The sequence below is a fragment of the Rubeoparvulum massiliense genome (assembly GCF_001049895.1).
Lineage (GTDB): Bacteria > Bacillota > Bacilli > Rubeoparvulales > Rubeoparvulaceae > Rubeoparvulum > Rubeoparvulum massiliense.
The window spans coordinates 145740-166888 of record NZ_CVPE01000006.1 but is presented as its reverse complement, the minus strand read 5'-3'; the positions used below and the strand labels follow the sequence as shown (position 1 = coordinate 166888).

Genomic DNA, 21149 nt, shown 5'->3' with positions numbered 1-21149 from the left:
TTTGAAATCGCGTTTTTTTTATGCGTTGCCCCACGCCCGTTGTCCAGATGAAAAGGTGTGGAGATTTGACCTACCCTAGGGGCAGGTATTAACACATTAAGTTGTATCCAGTGTTTTTAGTGTTTTAAGCTTTGTAGCAAGATGTAGCAGGTAAAAACTAAACTCTCTATACGAGAGCGATTTTTTATATAACCTGTTTTACTTGCTACAAGCTGCTACACTGTGTTTAAATAAGAAAAAATTCTTCTTCAGTCAGCTTATATCCGATAAGCATCGTGGTCATCCCACCACCAGAACGTGGTCGTTTCCACTCTACACGGGCGATAGCAGACAAAGCCTGTTTAAAGTTTCTTGCATTCTCCGAATAACAGCCATTGGCACTACACCAACGCTGATACCGGACATACACTTCGGATGTCCACACCTCGCTGTTTGGACTTTCTTCCAAGGCATCCTCGAAAAATAGTGCTATTTTATCGCTGTCACGCTTATAAGCCTCCGTTGCTGTCTTAACAGAATCGGGTAAAGTCAAGCCTTCCTTCTTTAGCAGCTGGTAGCCTTCAATTAACCAGTTAAGGATGGCACTTTGATTCTTCGGTTTAGCGAATTCACGTTTTAAGTTTTTATCCTGCTCGCCTTCATCGAAGTGTCGTTCAAAAGGGATAATCACCACTCTACCGCTGGAAAACAGCGTCATATCAGTAATAACGGGCAGATAATTAGTATTGATATACAGCTTAAACTTTGGCGAAAAGTCAAAAGAATTCTCATGTAGAAACCTTGCGTTGATGGTGTCACCACCCGTCATGCTTTTTACCTGTGCAGCATTTAGGACAAGTCCTCTGCTAGGTTCTGAGATATTTACAAAGCGAACTCCTGCAAGCCGGGCAATATCTTCACCTGGACTTGAACTGTTATTGTTCTTTTTCAGACTGATAGTCTCTGGCCTTGCGATACAGCCATAACTGCCTAATACCTTAAGAATGCTCTCACATAGCGTACCTTTACCATTTCGAGTTGTAGCACCATATAGAACAAACAGGCATTCATACCGAGTGTCTCCGCTGATACTGTATCCAAAGGCTTTTTGCAGGAACTTTGCCTTTTCTTCATCTCCGCTCATAATTTCATGAATGAATCTATCCCATCGCCCGCTTTTTGCTTCCGGGTCATAATTAACACCAGATATCTTTGTAAGTCTGTCCCCGCTGTTGTGGGGGCAAAATCCATGGATAACAGGAACAATGTTCCATTAGCACAGTTGAGTACCAGCGGGTTTTGGTCAAATTCAGCCATAGAAATGGGATATACGCTCTGTGCATCCTTAAGTACCGTTTCCCTGTATCTTCTTGACTGCCACTTTTAGCAATAGTCAATGTATGCCTTTCTCTGATGTTCATCCTGAATAGTCAAAGCATAGGTTAGCAGTTGGTTAGCCAATGATTTACACATTTCCATCACTTTGAAATTACCAATATCGGGAGTCCATATGCCGTTTTCATAGCAAAACCACATCTTCCTCTCGGGAACATAGCGGGCATAAGCTTTATAGTAGTCTGCAAATAGTCTGCTTGCTCCAATATCCGTCCAAGGGTAACGCTCATTGTTTTCAGGCTTTAAATCAGCAAGGGAATATTACCCCTGCAAAAAATCTTCTGCGGCTGAAGAACGCTTGCCACCCGGTTTGTATATCTCCGTAGCACTTGCGATTGCTTTTTGTATGGTTAGCATTCCATAAGTACTGCCGGACAGCGGTCTATTCCATTTATCTCGCATTAGGCCACTTTTCCGAAAAAGTCTATCCATCTGTCCAATATCCCTGCCACACCAAAAAGCCAGCATACCGCAAAGCGCCAAATCAGCTTCACTGGGGGAAGCATAGCCTGATGTATCTCCCTGCCATAATGCTTTGAATTTATCTCCGCCTGCTAATTTGGAAGCTTTTTCGATAACAGATGTGTCAGACAGATAGGACTGGCTTTCTGTACACGATAATTGCTTCACAGGGTTAGGACGCAGCATATACTTGTCCAGTACCATCTGCAGCTCATCCGATTTCTCCGACACATCACCATTAGCAAACACATTGCCTGTTACGGTAATAAAGCGGTTTGTTGCTCCTGCTACATAGACCTCGATTCCCAGCTTTCTATTGTTGATATAATATTTTGTCTTGTCATAAGCAAAATCGGAAGCCTTAAAGAAAATATGCAGACCTTTTCCTGATGGACTGTGTTCCATATAGCAGCCTCTAAAAGCGTCTACAACACTTTGGGCAATAGACCTAAGCTTATCTCCACTGTCGAGGCAATCATCTAAGTCGATAGCACAAATGTCATTACCCACCAAAAAGCCGATACCATCATAATCACTTACAGCAGCTACCACCGAACTAAAATCTTTAAATGTACCCTGTTGGTTTGCTTTTGCTCTTTTTCCTGTTGCTGGGTTATAGGGAACTTTGGTTTCTCTGCCGCTTCGCTCTTCATATTTCCAAAAGCAAAACTGTGGCTTATCTTTAAGCACCTGCGGTAAGTTTTCGTATTGTGTTTTCAGTTATTTCACCTCCTTGCCTTTATAAATGACCTGAAACGCTACGGTTCCAGAGGGTTTGCCTTGTTTGGCACAACCTCTTTATCTCTCAAGGAATACGCTCGGAATCATCGTCATGGCATATTCTGCTTGAAGTATCTCTTGCATTTCGGGGTATTCAGTTGTCAAGGAGCAGTGAGAGAAAAACCATGATTTCATTGGTAGTTCATGAGAAAGGCAAATCCACAGAGTCTGTTTTGAATGTTATTTCCTCTCATCCTCCACAAGACACAAGCCTGCAGTATGAGTACCGGAACAAATATTTCTGTGTATTGCTTTCCTCTACTAATAGCCGAAATTATTAACCCCCTAGCTAATGTCACAGTAAATAGCTAACTCGGAAGGTCATGCAAAGTATTTTCCTCTCACCTTATAGCCTTGGTAGAACACATTAGTTGAGGATTTTCTAAAAAAAATTTTCTTCCTCATCCATAAGTGAAGAATTCTATTGATTCGAACTCCTAAAATAAAAAACAGCGTGTCTATTTTCCAGTAAAGACGGCTGTAATGCTTATGCTTTTGCTCATATTTGATCGAAAGCAGTATTAAATTTAAGAAGGCTTAATGTTATAATTTTGATTTTACAAATAGACTTACAGACTTTTTTGTCTAAAAGTATTTATTTGAATAAAAGCGAAAAAAGAAAGGCATACACAACTATCATTATTTTTGATAACATTGTAAAATTCCTTCACAAGTACAGAATTATCATGTTATATTTGAAGAAAATGTGCTGTAATGGAAAAAAGATATAGAGAGGTGACCAAGATGACCGTTAGCTATAAAAAACTTTGGAAACTGTTGATAGACCGCGATATGAAGAAGAAAGATTTACAAGCTGCTGCGGGAATAAGTCCATCGTCAATTTCAAAGCTTTCTAAAAACGAATATGTCAGTATGGACGTTCTTGTAAAGGTTTGTACGGCGCTTGTCGTTGATTTTAAAGATATCATGGAATTAGTGCCTAATATGGTTGAAGAAAGGGAGTAGAGTTATGGAAAATAACAGAAAAGAACAGGAACGGGCGGAATTACACCGCACGATATGGAATATGGCAAATGATCTAAGAGGCAGTGTAGATGGCTGGGATTTTAAGCAATATGTTCTAGGTATGCTGTTTTACCGCTACATATCTGAAAATATTACCGCCTATATTAACGCCGGAGAATGGGAAGCTGGCAATACGGAATTTGATTATGCCAAGCTATCCGACGAAGAAGCAGAACAGGCACGAGAGGATTTAGTTAAGACAAAAGGCTTCTTTATTTTACCTAGCGAACTTTTTGAAAATGTCCGAGCTCGTGCAAAGGACGATGAAAACTTAAATGAAACACTGGAACAGATTTTCAGTAATATAGAAGCATCTGCGCAAGGAACAGAGAGTGAAGATAATTTCAAAGGCCTGTTTGACGATATTGATGTTAACAGCAATAAGCTAGGAAATACTGTAGTAAAGCGTAATGAAAAGCTGGTTAAGCTAATGAATTCTGTTGGAGAAATGAAGCTGGGAGATTACAAAGACAATACCATAGATGCATTTGGTGATGCCTATGAATTTTTAATGGGTATGTATGCATCCAATGCCGGAAAAAGTGGTGGTGAATACTATACGCCACAGGAGGTTTCTGAACTCCTTACCCACCTAACATTAGTAGGAAAAACTGAAGTCAACAAGGTATATGACCCCGCTTGCGGTTCTGGTTCTCTACTGCTAAAATTTGCAAAAATCTTAGGAAAAGAAAATGTACGTCAAGGTTTCTTCGGTCAAGAAATCAATATCACAACCTACAACCTGTGCCGAATCAATATGTTCCTGCACGATATTGATTATGACAAATTTGATATTGCCCTTGGGGACACGCTAACAGATCCGCAACATTGGGATGATGAGCCATTTGAAGCCATTGTATCAAATCCGCCTTACTCTATTAAATGGAAGGGCGACAATGATCCTATTTTGATTAATGACCCTCGCTTTTCTCCGGCAGGAGTATTGGCTCCGAAATCCAAGGCAGACCTTGCTTTTATTATGCATAGCCTCTCATGGCTTGCGACAAACGGAACAGCAGCTATTGTCTGTTTCCCCGGTGTAATGTACCGCGGTGGCGCTGAAAAGAAAATCAGGCAGTACCTGATTGACAATAACTATATCGACTGTATCATTCAGTTACCGGATAACTTGTTCTATGGTACCAGCATTGCTACCTGCATTATGGTTCTGAAGAAATCCAAATCAGAAAATAGCACCTTATTTATCGATGCATCAAAGGAATTTGTCAAGGTTACGAATAACAACAAGCTGACACAAGAAAATATTGAGACTATTCTTAATGCATTTAAAGATAGAAAAGATATTGAACATTTTGCCCGGCTTGTGCCAAACAGCGAAATTGCTGAACAAGATTATAACCTGTCTGTTTCTACCTATGTTGAACAAGAGGATACAAGGGAAAAAATTGATATTATTGCCCTCAATGCGGAGATTGAAAAAATTGTGGCAAGAGAGCAGATTTTAAGGGAAGAAATAGATAAGATTATTGTGGAAATTGAGGTGGGCAAATGAGTATGATAGATGAATTGATTGCTGAACTTTGTCCAGATGGAGTGGAGTTTGTAACAGTGGAGGAAATTTGCGACATTACACGTGGGAGAGTAATGTCAAAAAATTATCTAAGAGAAAATACTGGTGCTTATCCCGTTTATTCATCACAAACTGCAAATAACGGTATTTTTGGCTACATAAATACTTTTGATTATGACTGCGAATCGGTAACATGGACAACAGACGGAGCAAATGCTGGTTCTGTTTTTTATCATATTAACGAAAAATTTAGTATAACAAATGTTTGTGGACTATTAAGGATTAAAAATAATGAACTGGTAAGTACAAAGCTTCTATTTTATGTCTTGCAAGTATATGCAAAGAAATATGTTAATGATGGTATGGGTAACCCAAAATTGATGAGCAACGTCATGGCAAGGATTTCTGTTCCCCTTCCCCCTCTACCTGTTCAACAGGAAATTGTCCGTATTCTGGACAATTTCACAGAGCTTACAGCAGAGCTTACAGCAGAGCTTACAGCAGAGCTTACAGCAAGAAGAAAGCAGTATGAGTATTATAGGGATTTGCTATTGACTGATCTTAACGAAGATACTGTTAAATGGTTTTCACTGAAAGAATGTACTCTACCAACTTCAAATATAAAATGGTCTTTGGAAGATGAATCAACAACTTACAAGTATATTGACTTAACGTCAGTTGATAGAGATCTACATTACATTAGTGAAACACAGGAAATCAATAAAAACAATGCACCAAGCAGAGCACAACAAATTGTAAAGGCAGGCGATATTTTGTTCGCTACTACAAGACCTTTATTAAAAAGATATTGTTTAATTGATAATGAGTATGATGAACAAATATGTAGCACTGGATTTTGTGTTTTAAGGGCAAATACAGATATTGTTCTTCAAAAATGGATTTTATATCACATTGCATCTTCTTCTTTTTATTATCATGTTGAACAGTATCAACAAGGTGCAAGTTATCCTGCAATAACTGACGCAAATGTTAAAAATTATCAGATTCCTGTTCCTCCCCTCGAAGAACAAGAGTGCATCGTCGCTATCCTCGATCGCTTTGACGCTCTGTGTAACGACTTAACCAGCGGCATTCCTGCTGAAATCGAAGCTAGGCAAAAGCAATATGAATATTACAGGGATAAACTTTTATCTTTCAAGGAGGTGACGGCATGAGTATATATAACATCGTTACAAGTACTGACGAAGCAACGGTTGTTGCTGAATATGCAGCTAAATATAATGTCCGTTCTGAAAAGTATCAGAGCGAGGCAGAACTCGAAAGAGAATTTATACACCAGTTGACTTCACAGGGGTATGAATATATTTCAGTGCACAATGAAGCTGCATTGATAGAAAATTTTCGAAAGCAACTTGAACTGCTTAATGATTTTACATTTACCGACAATGAATGGGGCAGATTTTTCACAGAGTGTATTGCTAATACAAATGAAGGAATTGTTGAAAAGACCGGAAAAATTCAAGATGACCATATCCAGATTCTAAAACGTGAAGATGGAACAACAAAGAACGTATACCTCTTGGATAAGAAGAATATCCATAACAATCGCTTGCAGGTTATTAATCAATACGAAGAAACAGGCGGCAAGCACGAAACCCGATATGATGTGACTATACTTGTAAATGGACTTCCCCTCGTCCATGTGGAGTTAAAGCGGCGTGGCGTTGCTATCCGAGAAGCCTTCAATCAGATAAATAGATACCAGCGTGACAGCTTTTGGGCGGCTTCTGGTTTATTTGAGTATGTGCAGATATTTGTAATCTCAAATGGAACCCACACAAAGTATTACAGTAATACTACAAGAAATGCTCATATCAAGGAACAAAGCAGTAGTGAGCGCCGAAGAAGTAAAAAAACAAGTAACAGCTTTGAGTTCACAAGCTTTTGGGCAGATGCAAATAACAGGATTATTCCTGACCTTGTGGACTTTACTAAAACATTTTTTGCCAAACATACCCTTTTAAATATTCTAACAAAATATTGTATTTTTACATCTGAAGATCTGCTCCTTGTAATGCGTCCTTATCAAATTGCTGCTGCAGAACGTATATTATCGCGTATTGTAGTATCAACCAACTACAAGAAGATGGGTACAACTGCAGCTGGAGGATATATCTGGCATACAACAGGCTCTGGTAAGACATTGACCAGTTTTAAGACAGCCCAATTAGCTTCTGCGTTGCCTTACATAGACAAGGTACTGTTCGTTGTTGACCGTAAAGATCTGGACTATCAGACTATGAAGGAATACGACCGTTTTGAAAAGGGAGCTGCTAATGGTAATACGTCGACAAGAGTTCTTCAAAGACAATTGGAAGACAGGGACGAAAAAGGAAATCCTCATGAATACAAAATCATTGTAACCACTATTCAGAAGTTGGATATATTTATCCGTAAAAACAAACAGCATGATATTTACAAGAAACATGTGGTACTGATTTTTGATGAGTGTCACCGTTCCCAATTTGGCGAAATGCATCAAGCTATCACGAAGAGTTTTAAGAACTACCATATCTTCGGCTTTACGGGAACCCCGATTTTTGCTGCCAATGCCAGTTCAGGAGGTAACCCACAACTTCGTACAACCGAGCAGGTTTTTGGAGAAAAGCTGCATACTTATACCATTGTGGATGCTATCAATGATGGGAATGTTCTACCTTTTAGAATAGATTTTATCAATACGATTAAGATGCCTGATTACGTAAATGATAAAAAAGTTTATAGCATTGACCGAGAAAAAGCTTTGGCAGATCCAAAGCGAATAAGTGAAATTGTTACTTATGTTCTTGAACATTTCGACCAGAAGACAAAGCGTAATAGTTATTATACATTCTCTGCGAAATGGGAAGAAGCAGATAAACAAAACCCTAAGAAGATAATAGAAAAGCGTGAAACAAGGCGAGTTGCCGGTTTCAACTCCATATTTGCTGCTACATCCATCCCAATGGCAATCAGATACTATAATGAGTTTAAGAAGCAGATAGCGGAAAAGAACCGTAACCTTACCATTGCAACTATTTTCAGTTTTAGTGCAAATGAGGAGGAGCCAGATGGACTGTTGCCTGAAGAGGACTTTAATATGGAAAACCTTGACCAGAGCTCCAGAGATTTTCTTGAGGCGGCTATCCAGGATTACAATACCACATTTAGCACAAATTACGATACCTCCTCGGACAAGTTCCAGAATTACTATAAAGACCTCTCTCTTCGTGTAAAGAATCGGGAGATAGATATATTGATTGTTGTCAATATGTTCCTTACTGGCTTTGATGCAACAACCCTGAATACGCTATGGGTAGACAAAAACCTGAGGCAGCATGGACTGATTCAGGCTTTTTCAAGAACTAATCGCATTCTAAACAGCGTTAAGACCTATGGTAATATCGTTTGTTTCAGAGATTTGAAAGAAGAAACAGACAAAGCTATTGCACTATTCGGCAATAAGGATGCAGGCGGTATTGTACTACTAAAAACATTCGAAGAATACTATAACGGCTATGATGATAAAGGTGAGTATAAGCCGGGCTATGCTAAACTGATTGCAACTCTTACAACACAGTATCCCCTTGGACAACCTATTCTCGGAGAAGAAGCTGAAAAAGACTTTATACGGCTATATGGAGCAATACTTCGACTTAGAAATATTCTTACTTCCTTCGATGACTTTGAAGGAAACGAGATTTTATCTGAAAGGGATTTTCAGGACTATCAGAGCATTTATATTGACCTGTATCAGGAATATAGAAAAGGTGCTGATGGTGAAAAAGAAACTATCAATGATGACATAGTTTTCGAGATTGAACTGGTCAAACAGATAGAGGTAAACATTGACTACATTCTTATGCTTGTAGCCAAATATCAAGAATCAAACTGCAAGGATAAAACCATTCTTACGACCATTGATAAGGCTATCAATTCGAGTATTGAACTTCGAAGTAAGAAAGAGCTTATCGAGCGTTTTATTGAGCAAGTTAATGTATCGACCAAAGTGGATGAGGACTGGCGCAAATTCCTCCATGAGCGTAAGGAAGCGGATATTTCAGCAATTATAGAAGAAGAAAAATTAAAGCCCGAAGAAACCCGCCGTTTCATCGACAATGCTTTCCGAGATGGAATGCTTAAAACAACCGGTACAGCTATTGATAAAATCATGCCGCCTGTATCCCGCTTTGGCGGAGGCAGGGCTGCGAAAAAGCAAGGGATTATCGAAAAGCTGATGATATTCTTTGAGAAGTATTTAGGGTTGGTGTAGCAAATTGTATTACGATTATTAATTATAATTAGCATTATAGTTGCTATGCTAATTTTTAGGGGGGAGGGAAAACAGTGGAAATAGAAAACTTGAAAAGTGAAGAATATGGAGAGCAATATAAGGAACATTTACTTGAACAATGGAAAACCTGTGTTGAAATGGCCAATAGTAATAGTGAGCGACGAATCAGTACTAACAATGTATACATCACAGTCAATGCTGCTATTATTGCGTTGATTTCATTTACATTTGATTATAAAAGCATACTTCTATCTATAGTCGGAGCAATTGTAAGTATACTGTGGTTAAATTCGATAATAAGCTATAAGAAACTTAATAGTGTTAAATATCAAATAATAAATGAAATCGAAAAAAAGTTGCCCATATCTCCATATGCCTATGAATGGTCATTGCTTGGAGATAATAAAAAGTATAGGCGATTTACACATCTGGAACGAATTCTTCCATGGCTTTTTATTATCCTCTACATAATATGCATATTTTGGCAAGTGGCAATTTGTATTTTTAAATGAATACTTACATGAGCAATAGTTGTACAGTAGTATTACGATAATACATGTAAAAAATAGATTTTATACTAAGGAGGTAATAAAATGTATAGTTTATTTATAAGCCATTCATGGACTTATTCGGATGCATATGACAGATTAGTTTATCTATTAGATAACGCTAGCTATTTCTCGTATAGAAATTACTCTGTACCAAAGGATGACCCTATACACAATGCCCCGACACAGTGGCAGTTAAAAGAAGCCATTAAAGCTCAAATGGCTCCTGCCAGTTGTGTTTTAATCCTTGCTGGTGTCTATTCTACATATAGTAAGTGGATTAATATAGAAATAGACCTTGCGAAAAATGCTTTTTATACTCCAAAACGGATTATTGCGATTGAACCATGGGGCTCTGAACGAACTTCACAAGTCGTTAAAAATGCAGCTGATGAAATTGTTAAGTGGAACACCAATTCAATTGTTGCAGCTATACGCAAATAATTGTATAAAAAAGAGACCAGTCACTACAAGCAATTACGCTTGAACATGACTGGTTCTTTTTTGCCCCGCTTGAAGCTGTTCATTTAAGTTTTTCTTCAATCCCTAAGTGAACGCTTCTTTTTGATGAACGCTTGCTTTTTTATAGCTGGTTGTATCCTTATCTTACCTTGGGTTCTTCTTCCACAATGGCAATTTCATCATCCTTACGAAACTGAACCCCTTCGACCTTTACATTCACTTCAACCACTTGAAGCCCTGTCATATTTTCAATGGCTTCCTTCACATTGACTTGTAGCTGGCGGCAGGCCTCATCGATCTTGACACCGTAGTAGACAATAACTCGCAGGTCAATCGCTGCTTCCACTTGTCCAACCTCTACAGTTACACCCTTTTGTACATTTTTACCACTTACGTAACGGGCAATGCCTTCGGTAATCCCACCAGACATACTGGCAATACCTTCTGTATCCAATGCTGCAATTCCAGCAATCACGGCAACTACGTCATCGGCGATTTTTACAGTACCGCCTTCCATCATTTCAGCCATGTTATTCCCTCCCAAAGTAGATTGATACAACCATTGTAACGTTTTTCCTATCTATAATCAATCGAAGGGTTTTCGGTGCTTACCCAGATCCCAGCGGGTAAACTGGATATTTTGGTTCATCTGTTCAAGGGAGTCAATCAATTGGTCCAGCTTTCTTTCAAAGCGTAAGAGCAGGTAAATGGACAACACGACGGGAAAGCCAAAATTAGATAACAAGGTCACCCACTCTTCCATGGACATCACTCCTCATTTAGGCTTGAACAAAACGTTCAGTGGTGGTTGCTTCTACCGCTGCTAAGGGCCACTGCTGCAATGAAGCAATCGCTTCAGCCAATTGGTAGAGCGCCTCTGGCGTTGCACTGGGTTGAATATTGGTCAGGGTCTTACGGGCATAGATGGGCTTGCCATTTTCACCTGTTCCTGTTTGTAGGTGCAACGTCATCCGCGTTACCTGTGATTCACGTCCTACTGCCATGGTTCTTCCCTCCTTTTTCATTCTCCATGAAAATCTCGTTGTACTTACTAGATACCTATTTTTTTATGAAGGAAGGACATTTGCTTTTGGATCTTCTTTTTCGCCCGCTTTCCCCAGGTCTGAACGGTTTGAGGTGAAACTCCCTTCAGCGCCGCCAATTCCACTAATTTTAACCCCTCGATCCAGATTTTTTGCACAAAGAGACGCTCATTGGGTGAAAGTCCTTCAAAGTATGCCTCTAGCTCAGAAGGCTGTTCATCGACGCAGGCCAATTGACGATCACGGGTGTGGCGCTCCTCCCCATCCTGATCATCCTGAAGGTAAATGGAAAGATAGCCAGACCATGGTTCTTCACCCTTGATCCATTTCAGTAAGTAGCCATAGATATAGCGCTTGGCATATGCCCCAAAATGCCCTTTCTCGGGGTTGAAACGCCTCCACGCTTCAACAAGAGCCAGCACTGCCACCTGATAAGCGTCCTCCCGCTCTCTACGGATGTGCAGTCGCTTGATTGAAGCATAGATTAAGGGCTGATACTTCCGCCATACCTCTTCCAACTCAATTGCTTGCTCTTTCCAGTTTTCCACTGGACTCCCTCTCCTCAAGGGAACCGGTTCCGCGTTATTTGCATGCACCTATAATGTACTGGAAGGGAGTCTGCTTCTCCACGTTGCAATCCCAACGGATTCCCGTGATAAAGGCGTGGAATTGGGGTCAGTCCCCACTAAACAACAAAAAAGCTCGTTGCTACATTTGCAACGAGCCAATCTGCTTTCTTGAATTTTTAACGATAATTAATACCCCTTAGGATGATCAATACCCGTAGATGGTGCTTAATTCTTCTGTTAATTTCTCGCCTTTTTCCATCAGTTCCTCGATTTTTTTGAGCTTGTCCGCATCGAGGGTGCCATCGTCCTTGATTTCATGAACTCGTATTTCCATCATCTCCATAACAACCTCGGTGATATTCAGCACATGCTTACGAAATTCCTCTGCACCGGTAGGGACATCCCTCTCTTCAATGATCTGGAATATCTCTTTAGCATGATCATAAAATTGGCCAGCTTCCTTTCGATACTTATCCACTTTCATATTACCATTGACGGTATCCTCATAGAGAGTTTCGATCTCCATGAAGGTATTATTGATGTTCTCGATGGCATCCGACACTTTGGCCATCCAAGCGTCATTGGGGCTCAGTTCCCCACTAAAGGAATCATCCAATGCATATTCATCGATAATGGTGTTGATCACTTGCTCCAATTGCTCATCCAGGTCCTCGAAGACTTCCGTAATCGCTGTCCATTTCTCTTCATCGATGGTTCCATCAGCTTCAATGACGGTGGCCATCTCCTCGATTTTTTGAATGTACTGATCGAGGATAGTCACGATCTTCTCCTTGACGGCTTCAGCAGCTAGTTCAATAGGAGTCTCTTTCACTGTTTTCAATAATTCCTTCGCTTCTGCAGTAACTTCTGCATTCATCGCTTTAAATTTTTCTGCAGTAATTTCACCAGCGATGACTTCAGCTACCATCATCGCTTGATCTTGAGCTAGATCATTGATTTCTTCCACTTCATATTCAACATCCCAATGAAGAAATGCTTGTGCAATCTCTCCTTGGGAAAATTCCTTTTCTGCTGTTTGCTTCTCTTCTTTCTGCTTTTCTTCCCCTTGCAGCTGTTTATCTGTTTCAGCTACTGCTGCATCAGCAGGCTCTTCCTTCGCCTTCCCACAACCTGTCACAGAAACCGCGATGACAAGTACAAGTAGAATCATCATAATAGAGCGTAATTGTTTCAATGATATCCTCCTCTAGTTTCTCCACTCATTTTTTGAGTCTATGGTTTATTTCACATATTTAAAATTATAACAAACTTGAATATCTTAACAACCATTATTTAGGGGTCAGACCCCCATCACGTTAAAGCTTTAACGTATTGGGGGTCTGACCCCAATAAAAATAAAAAGCTCGCTGCCATCATAGCAACGAGCTTTTACCATTTTCTCCTCATGCGGTTCTAGCCGGTAAACTTCTCTTTTGGATCACGTCTGTACCAGAAATCTTCCCTCGCCAGAACTCATCGTTGGTTACGAAGCATCCGTTTGACTTCATCGGTATTAAACCCCTTCTGAGCCAGCTTCCGCTCTAAGCCAGAGGTATCACGACGCTGTGCGACACCACGGAATTGCTTAACTAGTTCGTCCAACTGGGCATCGGTATACTGTTTGCCTGTCGCTTGGCCAACTTGGCGGAACAAGGCTTTGAGGTCTTGATCAGTTGTTGTTCTTGGATTCATATTGCTAACAGATCGAATCAAATCCCTAAGGTTCAAGTAGAATCCCTCCTCCATCATTCATCCATAGCGTATGCTTGATGGGATATAAGGGACACTACATTGGTGGAGAATAAGGGAGATTTCGTTCCTTCGCTTGAGAAATCCGCTGGTGTAACAACTGAAATTGGTACTGCACCACCATGGCATCCCGTATACGCTCGCGAATGGTGTGCGCAGGATGAAGAATTGGAATACGATGACCACCTGTGAGGAAAACATGGGTTTGCAGACGTTCCACTTCCTCAATCCGTTGAATCTCCTGTGCCAAAAACCAACCATAGCAACTTTGACGCCCGATGGGACTGCGGACCTTAAGGGGGAGCAAGGTCCATTCATAGGAGAAGGGAATGGGAATTAACTGTGATTTTCCAAGGAGACGACCATAACGTTTCCTCATTAAACTAGCATCAATCCCAAAGATCTGTGTAAGGTCAGCAAAGAAGTGCTGAACTGGAACCTCACAGATCTCCTCTTGACCATCGATGTAATATAATCGAGTCACATCCCCTAATCCCTGCAAGTTGACTGGTAGAAAGGCCACACCATCGGCGATCCAACGCTCCGGCTTCATCATCACCCTCCTTTCCATATTTTCTTAAGTATATAGAAACGTACGTTCGTTTTCAAGGGTTTATTTTGACATTAATTGTTATTTATTCAGATAATTGTTGATCTAATTTCCGCAAATCTTGTGGGAGCGCTGCCTCAAATTGGATCCACTCACGAGTCCGCGGATGATAAAAGCCTAGTGTAACCGCATGTAAGGCTTGCCGTCCGATCAGTACTCTTGATCCTCCATAGAGATCATCGCCCCATAGAGGATGGCCGAGATGACTAAAGTGGACACGGATCTGATGGGTACGTCCTGTTTCCAAGCGACATTCTACTTGCGTTGCTTCCTCATATTCCTTCAACACCTCAAAATGGGTGATGGCCACCTGTCCTTCCTCAGATATATGACGGAGCATGATGGAGTCCACGACCCGAGCAATCGGTGCATCGATGGTTCCTGTAGGTGGAAGCCCTCCTCCCATTAGCCAAGCCCTGTAAATCCGTAGCATCTGCTTCCGTTTCTGCTGCTCTGATAATTGTTGATGGGCCCAACGATGCTTAGCAATGACCAGTAAACCACTGGTGTCCTTGTCCAAGCGGTTGACCGCGCGAAAGCGATGAGCTTCACCCTGAGCTTGCCAATATGCCACCACATAATTAGCTAGGGTTTGGTCAGGATGGAGCATGGTGGGATGCACGCAGATCCCTGCTTCCTTCTCCACCACGAGAATATCCACATCCTCATATAAGATGTTGAGTGGATGCACTTGGGGTAGAATATTCTCCGATTCTTCCTCTTCGATAAAAAAATGAATCTCATCCCCTGTATGCACCATGGTATTGCTATATTGATAACGACCATTGAGGAAGATGGCCTTGGCTTGCTTTAATTGAATAAGATATGTGCGCGAGAGAAGGCGGTGGTTTAATAAATATTCTTGTAAGGTAGTCTGCCCGTCCTCCCCTTCGCGAACAGTAAAACGAATCTCAATAGGTTTCACGTGCATGAGCCATCCTCTCTTTTCTTGCATCGTAACGACTTGTATCAAGAATGAAAACAGCCTCCTTCGCGCAAGGTATAGACGAGGAGGGATCTTTATGTCGTATTCCATGCTGATTTTACTTCGTAGTATTTTTGCTTTTGTTATTATCTTAATTCTAACGCGAATCTCAGGCAAGCAACAAGTGGCTGAGATGACCATGTTCGAATATATTGTGGGGATCACCATTGGTTCCATCGCAGCAAGTCTTTCAGTGGATCTAGATTTGGAGACGCTAAGTGGCACTACTTCCCTATTAGTATGGGGTGTTCTTCCCATTTTAATTGCAATCGGTACGTTGAAGAGCAAAAAGGCTCGCAGTCTCGTGAATGGTACCGCGAGAATTCTGATTCAAAATGGGGAGATCGATCGCAAGGCCCTCAAGAAAGAACGGATGAACCTCGATGAACTGATGATGGCACTCCGCCTTAAGAATATCTTCCAAGTGGCTGATGTGGAACTAGCTGTCATGGAGATCAATGGGGAATTGAGTGTCTTACCTAAGTCCGATAAACGTCCCCTCCAGCCCAGTGATATGCAGATTAAACCACCTCCTTCAGCCATGCCTATCAATGTCATCCAAGATGGTGTCGTTCAGGATCAGGATCTCAAACGTGCAGGTCTCTCATTGGATTGGTTGAAAAAGCAACTCGCTGATGCCAAGGTGGAAAGTGCCGAGGATGTAATTCTGGCTCAGGCTGTCAATCAACAGGTACAGATCGTAGGTAAAGAGAGCTCTGCCCCTTCAGATTTCATGGATGCTTTACAATCTATGAATCGCCAAATTGAACAGCTTCTTAATAACAGTACCAGCGATGACCAAAATAAGTTATTAAATCAAGTCCAACAAACCTTACATCAACAGATTGAGCGATTCCAACAGCTCAAAATCATCCCGAAGCGGAAGGAGGAGACGTAGGATGAGGCCATGGCTACGTACTTTCTGTTTAGTTTCACTACTTGCCCTACTAATCACCGGCTGCAAAAACCCGCTGCTTCGTCCCACCGATGCCTCTGAGGATATTAAAGGAATACTCTACGAGATGGCTTCTAGTGTAGAAAAAGAAGAATGGAAAAATGCAGCGAAGCAGCATCAGCGTCTCAAGAAAGCATGGAAGCAGATGAAAACCCGTGTCTCCATCAATGCTTCCCAAGATGATATCAATGATTTTGAGCATGAAATGGTACGCTTACGCGGACATATCAAGAAAAAGGATGCAGGGACAGCTTTGGCCATGGTTTATGGATTACAGATTACCTGGGAAGATCTCGGGCAATTGTGAACGAGCTACCCCCACCGCCTCGCTTCACAGTAGGAGGCTCCTTTCAGAGAGAAGTTAAAAAACTCCTAACCATGAGATTCATGGTTAGGAGTGAGGAGGATCAATGGGAATCGACAGGATAGTTAAGACTCCTGGCTAAACTTATCATAAACGAGGGAGAGCTCTGCCTCTAGATCATCTAAGATTTTGCGTCCCACCGCTTCTGTGATTACACCTAGTCTTACAGCAAAGTCAATCTGCCGAGATAAGCCAAACATTTGTGTATCTAGTACCTCTTCATATAAAGGGCATTGGGGCATGGTTAAATTGGCCATTTGAACCTGAATCAACTTCTGGATTTTTTCACTATCCGTAAGAAGTAGTTGCAATGCTTTTTTCTCAATTAGATTGTAGTCTGACAAGACAATTCCCTCCATTTGAATCCTGCGCTCAGGTTCTGGTTCACATTTACCCTTATTATATAGGATATGTAACCTAAATTCCAAGAGGGACGAACTTTTCCTTGAAAAAACAGCGTCATCTCATGAAAATATAGGGATGACGCTGCATTGCTATGCACAACTTTATTTAATTTCTAAGGCGATCTTCAGAGCTTCTAAATTTTCTAGCATGAGATCCTGATAGGTCACATGCTTTTCTGCTTGTTCAGCTGTGATATTACCGATGGTATTAATGGTCATCACCGTTGCTCCTGTCTCATTGGCTAATACCTCGGCAGATTTTTTACTAACAAACTCTTCTACAAGAATCGCTTTAATCCCTGCTTCTTTAACCGTTTTAACAATCTCGACGAGTTCATTCGGAGTAGGCTCATGATCTGGACTGATTCCTCGGATGGAGACCTGCTCTAACCCATAACGCTCTGCGAGATAACCAAAGGCCGCATGAGATACAACAAACTTCTTCTGCATTGCAGTAGCGATGGTTGTTTCATACTGATGATGAATCGCTTCAATCTCTTGCACTAATGCATCATAATTCTTTTCATAGTCCCCTTGATGAGTGGGATCCACTTGGATTAATGCATCTTTGACTTGCTTTGCCTGTTCCATGGCCAGTAAGGGGTCTAGCCAAACATGGGGATCGAATGGTCCATGATCATGGGCATCATGCTTATCCTCTCCATGCTCATCATGGGTTGCTTCTCCATCTCCATGCTCATCACCTTCATGAGTTTCTTCCTCATGGGTGCCTTCCTCTGTTCCATGATCCTCTTCATGGGTTCCCTCTTCATCCCCATGAGCATGGCCACCTTCCATTAGATCCATCTCTGCAACACTTTCTACGATCAGCATATTGGATGTATTAATACTGCCTAAGAGACGCTCCACCCACGTTTCGAAGCCACCCCCGTTATAGATGAAGAGATCAGCCTTTTCCATCTCCACCATCTCTTTCATCGTTGGTTCATAGCCGTGAGCTTCGGCACCAGGAGGAATCACAGCATGTACCTCTACGTATTCTCCCCCGATCTGTTCAGCAAAACTGGTTAAGGCAAAAAGTGTGGTATAGACTTGTACTTTATCTAAATTATTTTGATCGTTACCATTGCTGACATTCGATGTATTTCCCTGACTTGCTTGATTTTCATTGTTAGTAGGGGTAGAATCACTGGATCCACAGCCTGCTAACACCATGCTCATACTCATTAATAATACCAAAGCGGAAAGTAATACCCGACGTTTCAACAAGAATCCCTCCTACAAGCGTTTACTTCTATTTATTCGTAACAATTACGATTTATGTTACGTTCCTCATTTTACACAATCCCATACAGTTTGTAAATAAGAATGATTACGTTTCGAACACTTCTTTTTTAACTGGAACTCAAAATTATTGATAATTGGCATTTGACAATAACTATTGATGGCCCTACAATGTGAATGTAATTGGCAAATGCCATTTATAAAAGTAGCTTTTCCCCTGACCCATAGACTGTGCTCAGAAATGAACGATTACGAGGAGGAATTAACATGCGAGTAGCCATTAGCGTTACATCTCAAGAACTTGACCCCCAATTAGACGAACGTTTTGGTCGTTGTCCCTTCTTTCAAATTATTGATGAAGAAACAAAGCAAGCAAGCTGGATACCCAACCAAGGCATTGAATCTAATGGCGGCGCGGGCATCGCTGCGGCACAACAGATACTGAATGAAAAGATCGATGTGCTGATTACAGGTAAACTAGGACCCCATGCTTGGGACCTGTTAAGTAAAAGTGGCATTCAATTATTTGAAGCAAGCACAGCATCCGTTTCAACAATCCTAGCGACCTATCATCAAGGAAGGCTTGAATCGATCACCAGTGCAAAAAAAGGTGGCAACCACGGTCACGGACATGGAAACGGTGCGGGACAAGGGGGATCAAATCGATGAAAATCGCCATCCTTAGCGGCAAGGGCGGTACTGGAAAAACCACAGTAGCAACCAATCTAGCTGCTCTTCTCGGTGCTTCTTATGTTGACTGTGATGTGGAGGCGCCTAATGGCTTTCTCTTTCTACAACCGGATCAGATTCATACCTCACCTGTTGAGGTAGAGAATCCATTGATCAACCAAGAGGCTTGCCTCCAATGTGGACATTGCGTCCAAACCTGTCAATTTCACGCCCTCGCCCAATTGCCGAAGGAGATACTCTTCTTTCCGCAGCTCTGCCATTCCTGTGGTGCCTGCCAAATCGCCTGCCCCCATGATGCCATTCGTATGGTACCACGAACCATTGGACAGATCGATGAAGGGAGATCATCCAATGGTCCGTCTAAACGCGGCGTTCTTCATATCGGCGAACCGTTCGCTGTACCGATCATTAATCACTTGTTAAGCGATCTTCCAGAAGGGCTACACATTCTCGATGCGCCACCTGGAACATCCTGTGATGTGGTACGAGTACTTCACTATGCAGACGCTGCCATTATCGTTGTGGAGCCCACGCCCTTTGGTGTTCATGATTTTAAGATGGCCCTTCAATTAGTCCAAGAGCTACAATTACCAGTTGCTATCGTTATCAATAAGGGAGATGAAGGAACCGATGAATTGGTTCAATGGTGTAAGGCGAAAAAACTTCCTGTGTTGGGTCTCCTCCCCTACAGTAAGGAAGCAGCAGCCACCTATGCAGAGGGGCAACTGTTACTTACGCTGGCAAGCTATCAAGAAAAATTTGCAGAGATTGCAGCAACGATGCAGGAGGGATTGGGATGGAATTAGCCGTAGTCAGTGGCAAAGGCGGAACAGGGAAAACTACTATCGTCGCCGCTTTAGCCCAGCTTGCCCAACAACATGTCACCTTGGTGGACGCCGACGTCGATGCACCTAATCTTTACTTAATGGTCAAGGGCGACCCCATTCATCATGAGTCCTTCTCTGGTGAACAGCAAGCCGTGGTCAACCCCGCAAACTGTCTCCGTTGTGGGAGATGTAACCATGTCTGTCACTTCGATGCCATCCATTTTGGCAATGTGGACCCTTGGCTCTGTGAAGGCTGTGGCGCATGTACCCTTGTCTGTCCAACCAATGCTATCCAGCTTCAACCTGAAGAGACTGCAGAGATTGAAGTGATCAAAAATGATGAACGACTCCTTATTCGTGCTCAGATGAAATTAGGTGGTGAAGGCTCCGGGAAGCTAATTGCTCAGCTGAGAAAGGTAGCCAAGACCCATGCACCAGCCGAGACACTTACTATCATCGATGGTTCACCAGGCATCGGTTGTGCTGTCATCTCATCCATTACTGGTGTGAACCATGTCCTAATCATTACCGAGCCTACGCATTCAGGCTTAGCTGATCTACAACGGATCACCCAATTATGTGAGCACTTCACCATTCCTGCAAGCGTCTGTATTAACCAATACGACCTAAATGAAGTGGTGTATGAGAAGGTTCAAGCATATTGTGAAGCGCACAGCCTTCCCATCTTGGGAGAGATCCCTTTCGATCCCGCTGTACGTCAAGCCCAACGGCAACTTGAGCCTATCACAAAGCATAAGGATTCTCCAGCAAGCCAGCAGATTCAACAGATGTGGAACCAATTACAAGCTCAATTACACTAACTATCATTACTTCAAGGGGGAAAATAACATGTTAATCGCAATCGCATCACAAGGAGAAAAGATCAGTCAACATTTTGGCCATTGTAAAGGTTTTACTTTGTATAAACAAGAAGGAGAACAGCTGCTTAAGGAGCAATTTGTTCCAAACCCTGGACACCGTCCTGGCTTTCTTCCTGTATTCTTACACGACCTAAATGTGGATGTTATCATTGCAGGGGGCATGGGTGCTTCAGCACAGCAGCTCTTTCAGCAGCATGGCATCCAGGTAATCGTTGGTGCAGAAGGAACTGTGGACGATACCATCGAAAAATATGCCTGCGGTATGTTACAATCGACAGAGGTCTTCTGCGCAGACCATCATGCGCATGGTGAGCATGACGACGAACATTGTCAGCATGAATAATCAAAAA

At 41.8% G+C, this 21149-nt stretch carries 24 protein-coding genes and 1 pseudogene; 12 read left to right on the top strand and 13 right to left on the bottom strand.

Going from position 1 to position 21149, the window contains the following annotated elements; all coding sequences use genetic code 11:
• Window positions 1-226: 226 nt before the first annotated feature.
• The 3 genes and pseudogenes from BN1691_RS14715 to BN1691_RS14710 all read right to left on the bottom strand — a co-directional run bounded on the left by BN1691_RS14715 (window position 227) and on the right by BN1691_RS14710 (window position 2526).
• The gene (locus BN1691_RS14715) at window positions 227-1234 is read right to left on the bottom strand and encodes a DNA primase family protein (protein ID WP_452596192.1); all 1008 of its coding nucleotides are present in this window, start codon (window positions 1232-1234) and stop codon (window positions 227-229) included.
• Window positions 1234-1344: pseudogene (locus tag BN1691_RS15050) on the bottom strand (hypothetical protein); the annotation flags it as partial. The pseudogene BN1691_RS15050 and the gene BN1691_RS14715, both read right to left, overlap by 1 nt.
• Window positions 1345-1635: 291 nt before the next feature.
• Entirely contained in the window at window positions 1636-2526 is an 891-nt protein-coding gene (locus BN1691_RS14710) for a phage NrS-1 polymerase family protein (protein WP_231638375.1), read from the bottom strand.
• Between the two features lie 834 nt (window positions 2527-3360).
• Here BN1691_RS14710 and BN1691_RS08585 point away from each other — a divergent pair.
• From BN1691_RS08585 to BN1691_RS08560, 6 genes are all read left to right on the top strand, one after another.
• Window positions 3361-3582: a helix-turn-helix domain-containing protein gene (locus tag BN1691_RS08585; RefSeq protein WP_048601843.1), complete on the top strand. Its 222-nt coding sequence runs from the start codon at window positions 3361-3363 to the stop codon at window positions 3580-3582.
• Window positions 3583-3586: 4 nt separating this feature from the next.
• Window positions 3587-5155, top strand: a complete 1569-nt coding sequence (locus BN1691_RS08580) for a type I restriction-modification system subunit M (RefSeq protein WP_048601842.1) — start codon at window positions 3587-3589, stop codon at window positions 5153-5155.
• On the top strand, window positions 5152-6348 hold the full coding sequence (locus BN1691_RS08575) for a restriction endonuclease subunit S (RefSeq protein ID WP_048601841.1): 1197 nt from the start codon (window positions 5152-5154) through the stop codon (window positions 6346-6348). Before BN1691_RS08580 ends, BN1691_RS08575 begins: the two co-directional genes overlap by 4 nt.
• The gene (locus BN1691_RS08570) at window positions 6345-9446 is read left to right on the top strand and encodes a type I restriction endonuclease subunit R (protein WP_048601840.1); all 3102 of its coding nucleotides are present in this window, start codon (window positions 6345-6347) and stop codon (window positions 9444-9446) included. Before BN1691_RS08575 ends, BN1691_RS08570 begins: the two co-directional genes overlap by 4 nt.
• Window positions 9447-9520: 74 nt before the next feature.
• Window positions 9521-9979 (top strand): RipA family octameric membrane protein, encoded by a 459-nt coding sequence (locus tag BN1691_RS08565; protein WP_048601839.1) that lies wholly within the window; start codon window positions 9521-9523, stop codon window positions 9977-9979.
• Between the two features lie 81 nt (window positions 9980-10060).
• On the top strand, window positions 10061-10459 hold the full coding sequence (locus BN1691_RS08560; RefSeq protein WP_048601838.1) for a TIR domain-containing protein: 399 nt from the start codon (window positions 10061-10063) through the stop codon (window positions 10457-10459).
• 157 nt (window positions 10460-10616) lie between these two features.
• Here the strand turns inward: BN1691_RS08560 and BN1691_RS08555 are convergent, their stop codons facing one another.
• The 8 genes from BN1691_RS08555 to BN1691_RS08525 all read right to left on the bottom strand — a co-directional run bounded on the left by BN1691_RS08555 (window position 10617) and on the right by BN1691_RS08525 (window position 15379).
• The gene (locus BN1691_RS08555; protein ID WP_048601837.1) at window positions 10617-11006 is read right to left on the bottom strand and encodes an Asp23/Gls24 family envelope stress response protein; all 390 of its coding nucleotides are present in this window, start codon (window positions 11004-11006) and stop codon (window positions 10617-10619) included.
• A gap of 57 nt (window positions 11007-11063) precedes the next feature.
• Window positions 11064-11240, bottom strand: coding sequence for a YvrJ family protein (locus BN1691_RS13895; RefSeq protein ID WP_076850160.1), 177 nt, complete (start codon window positions 11238-11240; stop codon window positions 11064-11066).
• Between the two features lie 16 nt (window positions 11241-11256).
• On the bottom strand, window positions 11257-11481 hold the full coding sequence (locus BN1691_RS08550) for a DUF1659 domain-containing protein (RefSeq protein ID WP_048601836.1): 225 nt from the start codon (window positions 11479-11481) through the stop codon (window positions 11257-11259).
• A gap of 47 nt (window positions 11482-11528) precedes the next feature.
• Window positions 11529-12068 carry a sigma-70 family RNA polymerase sigma factor gene (locus BN1691_RS08545; protein WP_048601835.1) on the bottom strand — a complete coding sequence of 180 codons (540 nt, stop codon included), beginning with the start codon at window positions 12066-12068 and terminating at the stop codon, window positions 11529-11531.
• A gap of 226 nt (window positions 12069-12294) precedes the next feature.
• The gene (locus BN1691_RS08540; RefSeq protein WP_048601834.1) at window positions 12295-13284 is read right to left on the bottom strand and encodes a hypothetical protein; all 990 of its coding nucleotides are present in this window, start codon (window positions 13282-13284) and stop codon (window positions 12295-12297) included.
• A gap of 278 nt (window positions 13285-13562) precedes the next feature.
• Entirely contained in the window at window positions 13563-13817 is a 255-nt protein-coding gene (locus BN1691_RS08535) for a hypothetical protein (RefSeq protein WP_048601833.1), read from the bottom strand.
• Between the two features lie 58 nt (window positions 13818-13875).
• Window positions 13876-14391 carry a hypothetical protein gene (locus tag BN1691_RS08530; RefSeq protein ID WP_048601832.1) on the bottom strand — a complete coding sequence of 172 codons (516 nt, stop codon included), beginning with the start codon at window positions 14389-14391 and terminating at the stop codon, window positions 13876-13878.
• An 82-nt stretch (window positions 14392-14473) separates the two neighbouring features.
• Window positions 14474-15379, bottom strand: coding sequence for an RluA family pseudouridine synthase (locus BN1691_RS08525; protein ID WP_076850204.1), 906 nt, complete (start codon window positions 15377-15379; stop codon window positions 14474-14476).
• A gap of 91 nt (window positions 15380-15470) precedes the next feature.
• Between BN1691_RS08525 and BN1691_RS08520 the strand changes: the two genes are divergently transcribed.
• Window positions 15471-16331: a DUF421 domain-containing protein gene (locus tag BN1691_RS08520; protein WP_048601831.1), complete on the top strand. Its 861-nt coding sequence runs from the start codon at window positions 15471-15473 to the stop codon at window positions 16329-16331.
• 1 nt (window position 16332) lies between these two features.
• Window positions 16333-16695 carry a DUF4363 family protein gene (locus BN1691_RS08515; protein WP_048601830.1) on the top strand — a complete coding sequence of 121 codons (363 nt, stop codon included), beginning with the start codon at window positions 16333-16335 and terminating at the stop codon, window positions 16693-16695.
• Between the two features lie 122 nt (window positions 16696-16817).
• Here BN1691_RS08515 and BN1691_RS08510 read toward each other — a convergent pair whose 3' ends face one another.
• Together BN1691_RS08510 and BN1691_RS08505 are read right to left on the bottom strand one after the other, a co-directional pair.
• Window positions 16818-17111 (bottom strand): Fpa/YlaN family protein, encoded by a 294-nt coding sequence (locus BN1691_RS08510; RefSeq protein ID WP_048602739.1) that lies wholly within the window; start codon window positions 17109-17111, stop codon window positions 16818-16820.
• Between the two features lie 147 nt (window positions 17112-17258).
• Window positions 17259-18383 carry a metal ABC transporter solute-binding protein, Zn/Mn family gene (locus BN1691_RS08505; RefSeq protein ID WP_048601829.1) on the bottom strand — a complete coding sequence of 375 codons (1125 nt, stop codon included), beginning with the start codon at window positions 18381-18383 and terminating at the stop codon, window positions 17259-17261.
• Between the two features lie 285 nt (window positions 18384-18668).
• On the opposite strand from BN1691_RS08505, the gene BN1691_RS08500 reads away from it, so the two are divergent.
• The 4 genes from BN1691_RS08500 to BN1691_RS08485 are packed head-to-tail and all read left to right on the top strand — an operon-like array spanning window position 18669 to window position 21142.
• Window positions 18669-19070, top strand: coding sequence for a NifB/NifX family molybdenum-iron cluster-binding protein (locus tag BN1691_RS08500; protein ID WP_048601828.1), 402 nt, complete (start codon window positions 18669-18671; stop codon window positions 19068-19070).
• Window positions 19067-19897: a nucleotide-binding protein gene (locus BN1691_RS08495; protein WP_048601827.1), complete on the top strand. Its 831-nt coding sequence runs from the start codon at window positions 19067-19069 to the stop codon at window positions 19895-19897. Before BN1691_RS08500 ends, BN1691_RS08495 begins: the two co-directional genes overlap by 4 nt.
• Complete coding sequence (locus BN1691_RS08490; protein WP_048601826.1) at window positions 19888-20739, top strand: ATP-binding protein; 852 nt, start codon at window positions 19888-19890, stop codon at window positions 20737-20739. The genes BN1691_RS08495 and BN1691_RS08490 overlap by 10 nt, the downstream gene beginning before the upstream one ends.
• Window positions 20740-20767: 28 nt before the next feature.
• Entirely contained in the window at window positions 20768-21142 is a 375-nt protein-coding gene (locus BN1691_RS08485) for a NifB/NifX family molybdenum-iron cluster-binding protein (protein WP_048601825.1), read from the top strand.
• The last annotated feature ends 7 nt before the right edge of the window (window positions 21143-21149 follow it).

What these genes read in the sequence shown, in the direction of transcription:
- BN1691_RS08490 (WP_048601826.1), top strand. Translation starts at nt 19,888, where the DNA reads ATGGAATTAGCCGTAGTCAGTGGCAAAGGCGGAACAGGGAAAACTACT.
- BN1691_RS08525 (WP_076850204.1), bottom strand. Translation starts at nt 15,379, where the DNA reads ATGCACGTGAAACCTATTGAGATTCGTTTTACTGTTCGCGAAGGGGAG.
- BN1691_RS08500 (WP_048601828.1), top strand. Translation starts at nt 18,669, where the DNA reads ATGCGAGTAGCCATTAGCGTTACATCTCAAGAACTTGACCCCCAATTA.
- BN1691_RS08580 (WP_048601842.1), top strand. Translation starts at nt 3,587, where the DNA reads ATGGAAAATAACAGAAAAGAACAGGAACGGGCGGAATTACACCGCACG.
- BN1691_RS08495 (WP_048601827.1), top strand. Translation starts at nt 19,067, where the DNA reads ATGAAAATCGCCATCCTTAGCGGCAAGGGCGGTACTGGAAAAACCACA.
- BN1691_RS08575 (WP_048601841.1), top strand. Translation starts at nt 5,152, where the DNA reads ATGAGTATGATAGATGAATTGATTGCTGAACTTTGTCCAGATGGAGTG.
- BN1691_RS08510 (WP_048602739.1), bottom strand. Translation starts at nt 17,111, where the DNA reads ATGGAGGGAATTGTCTTGTCAGACTACAATCTAATTGAGAAAAAAGCA.
- BN1691_RS08530 (WP_048601832.1), bottom strand. Translation starts at nt 14,391, where the DNA reads ATGAAGCCGGAGCGTTGGATCGCCGATGGTGTGGCCTTTCTACCAGTC.
- BN1691_RS08485 (WP_048601825.1), top strand. Translation starts at nt 20,768, where the DNA reads ATGTTAATCGCAATCGCATCACAAGGAGAAAAGATCAGTCAACATTTT.
- BN1691_RS08560 (WP_048601838.1), top strand. Translation starts at nt 10,061, where the DNA reads ATGTATAGTTTATTTATAAGCCATTCATGGACTTATTCGGATGCATAT.
- BN1691_RS08520 (WP_048601831.1), top strand. Translation starts at nt 15,471, where the DNA reads ATGTCGTATTCCATGCTGATTTTACTTCGTAGTATTTTTGCTTTTGTT.
- BN1691_RS08515 (WP_048601830.1), top strand. Translation starts at nt 16,333, where the DNA reads ATGAGGCCATGGCTACGTACTTTCTGTTTAGTTTCACTACTTGCCCTA.
- BN1691_RS08585 (WP_048601843.1), top strand. Translation starts at nt 3,361, where the DNA reads ATGACCGTTAGCTATAAAAAACTTTGGAAACTGTTGATAGACCGCGAT.
- BN1691_RS08555 (WP_048601837.1), bottom strand. Translation starts at nt 11,006, where the DNA reads ATGGCTGAAATGATGGAAGGCGGTACTGTAAAAATCGCCGATGACGTA.
- BN1691_RS08570 (WP_048601840.1), top strand. Translation starts at nt 6,345, where the DNA reads ATGAGTATATATAACATCGTTACAAGTACTGACGAAGCAACGGTTGTT.
- BN1691_RS13895 (WP_076850160.1), bottom strand. Translation starts at nt 11,240, where the DNA reads ATGGAAGAGTGGGTGACCTTGTTATCTAATTTTGGCTTTCCCGTCGTG.
- BN1691_RS08550 (WP_048601836.1), bottom strand. Translation starts at nt 11,481, where the DNA reads ATGGCAGTAGGACGTGAATCACAGGTAACGCGGATGACGTTGCACCTA.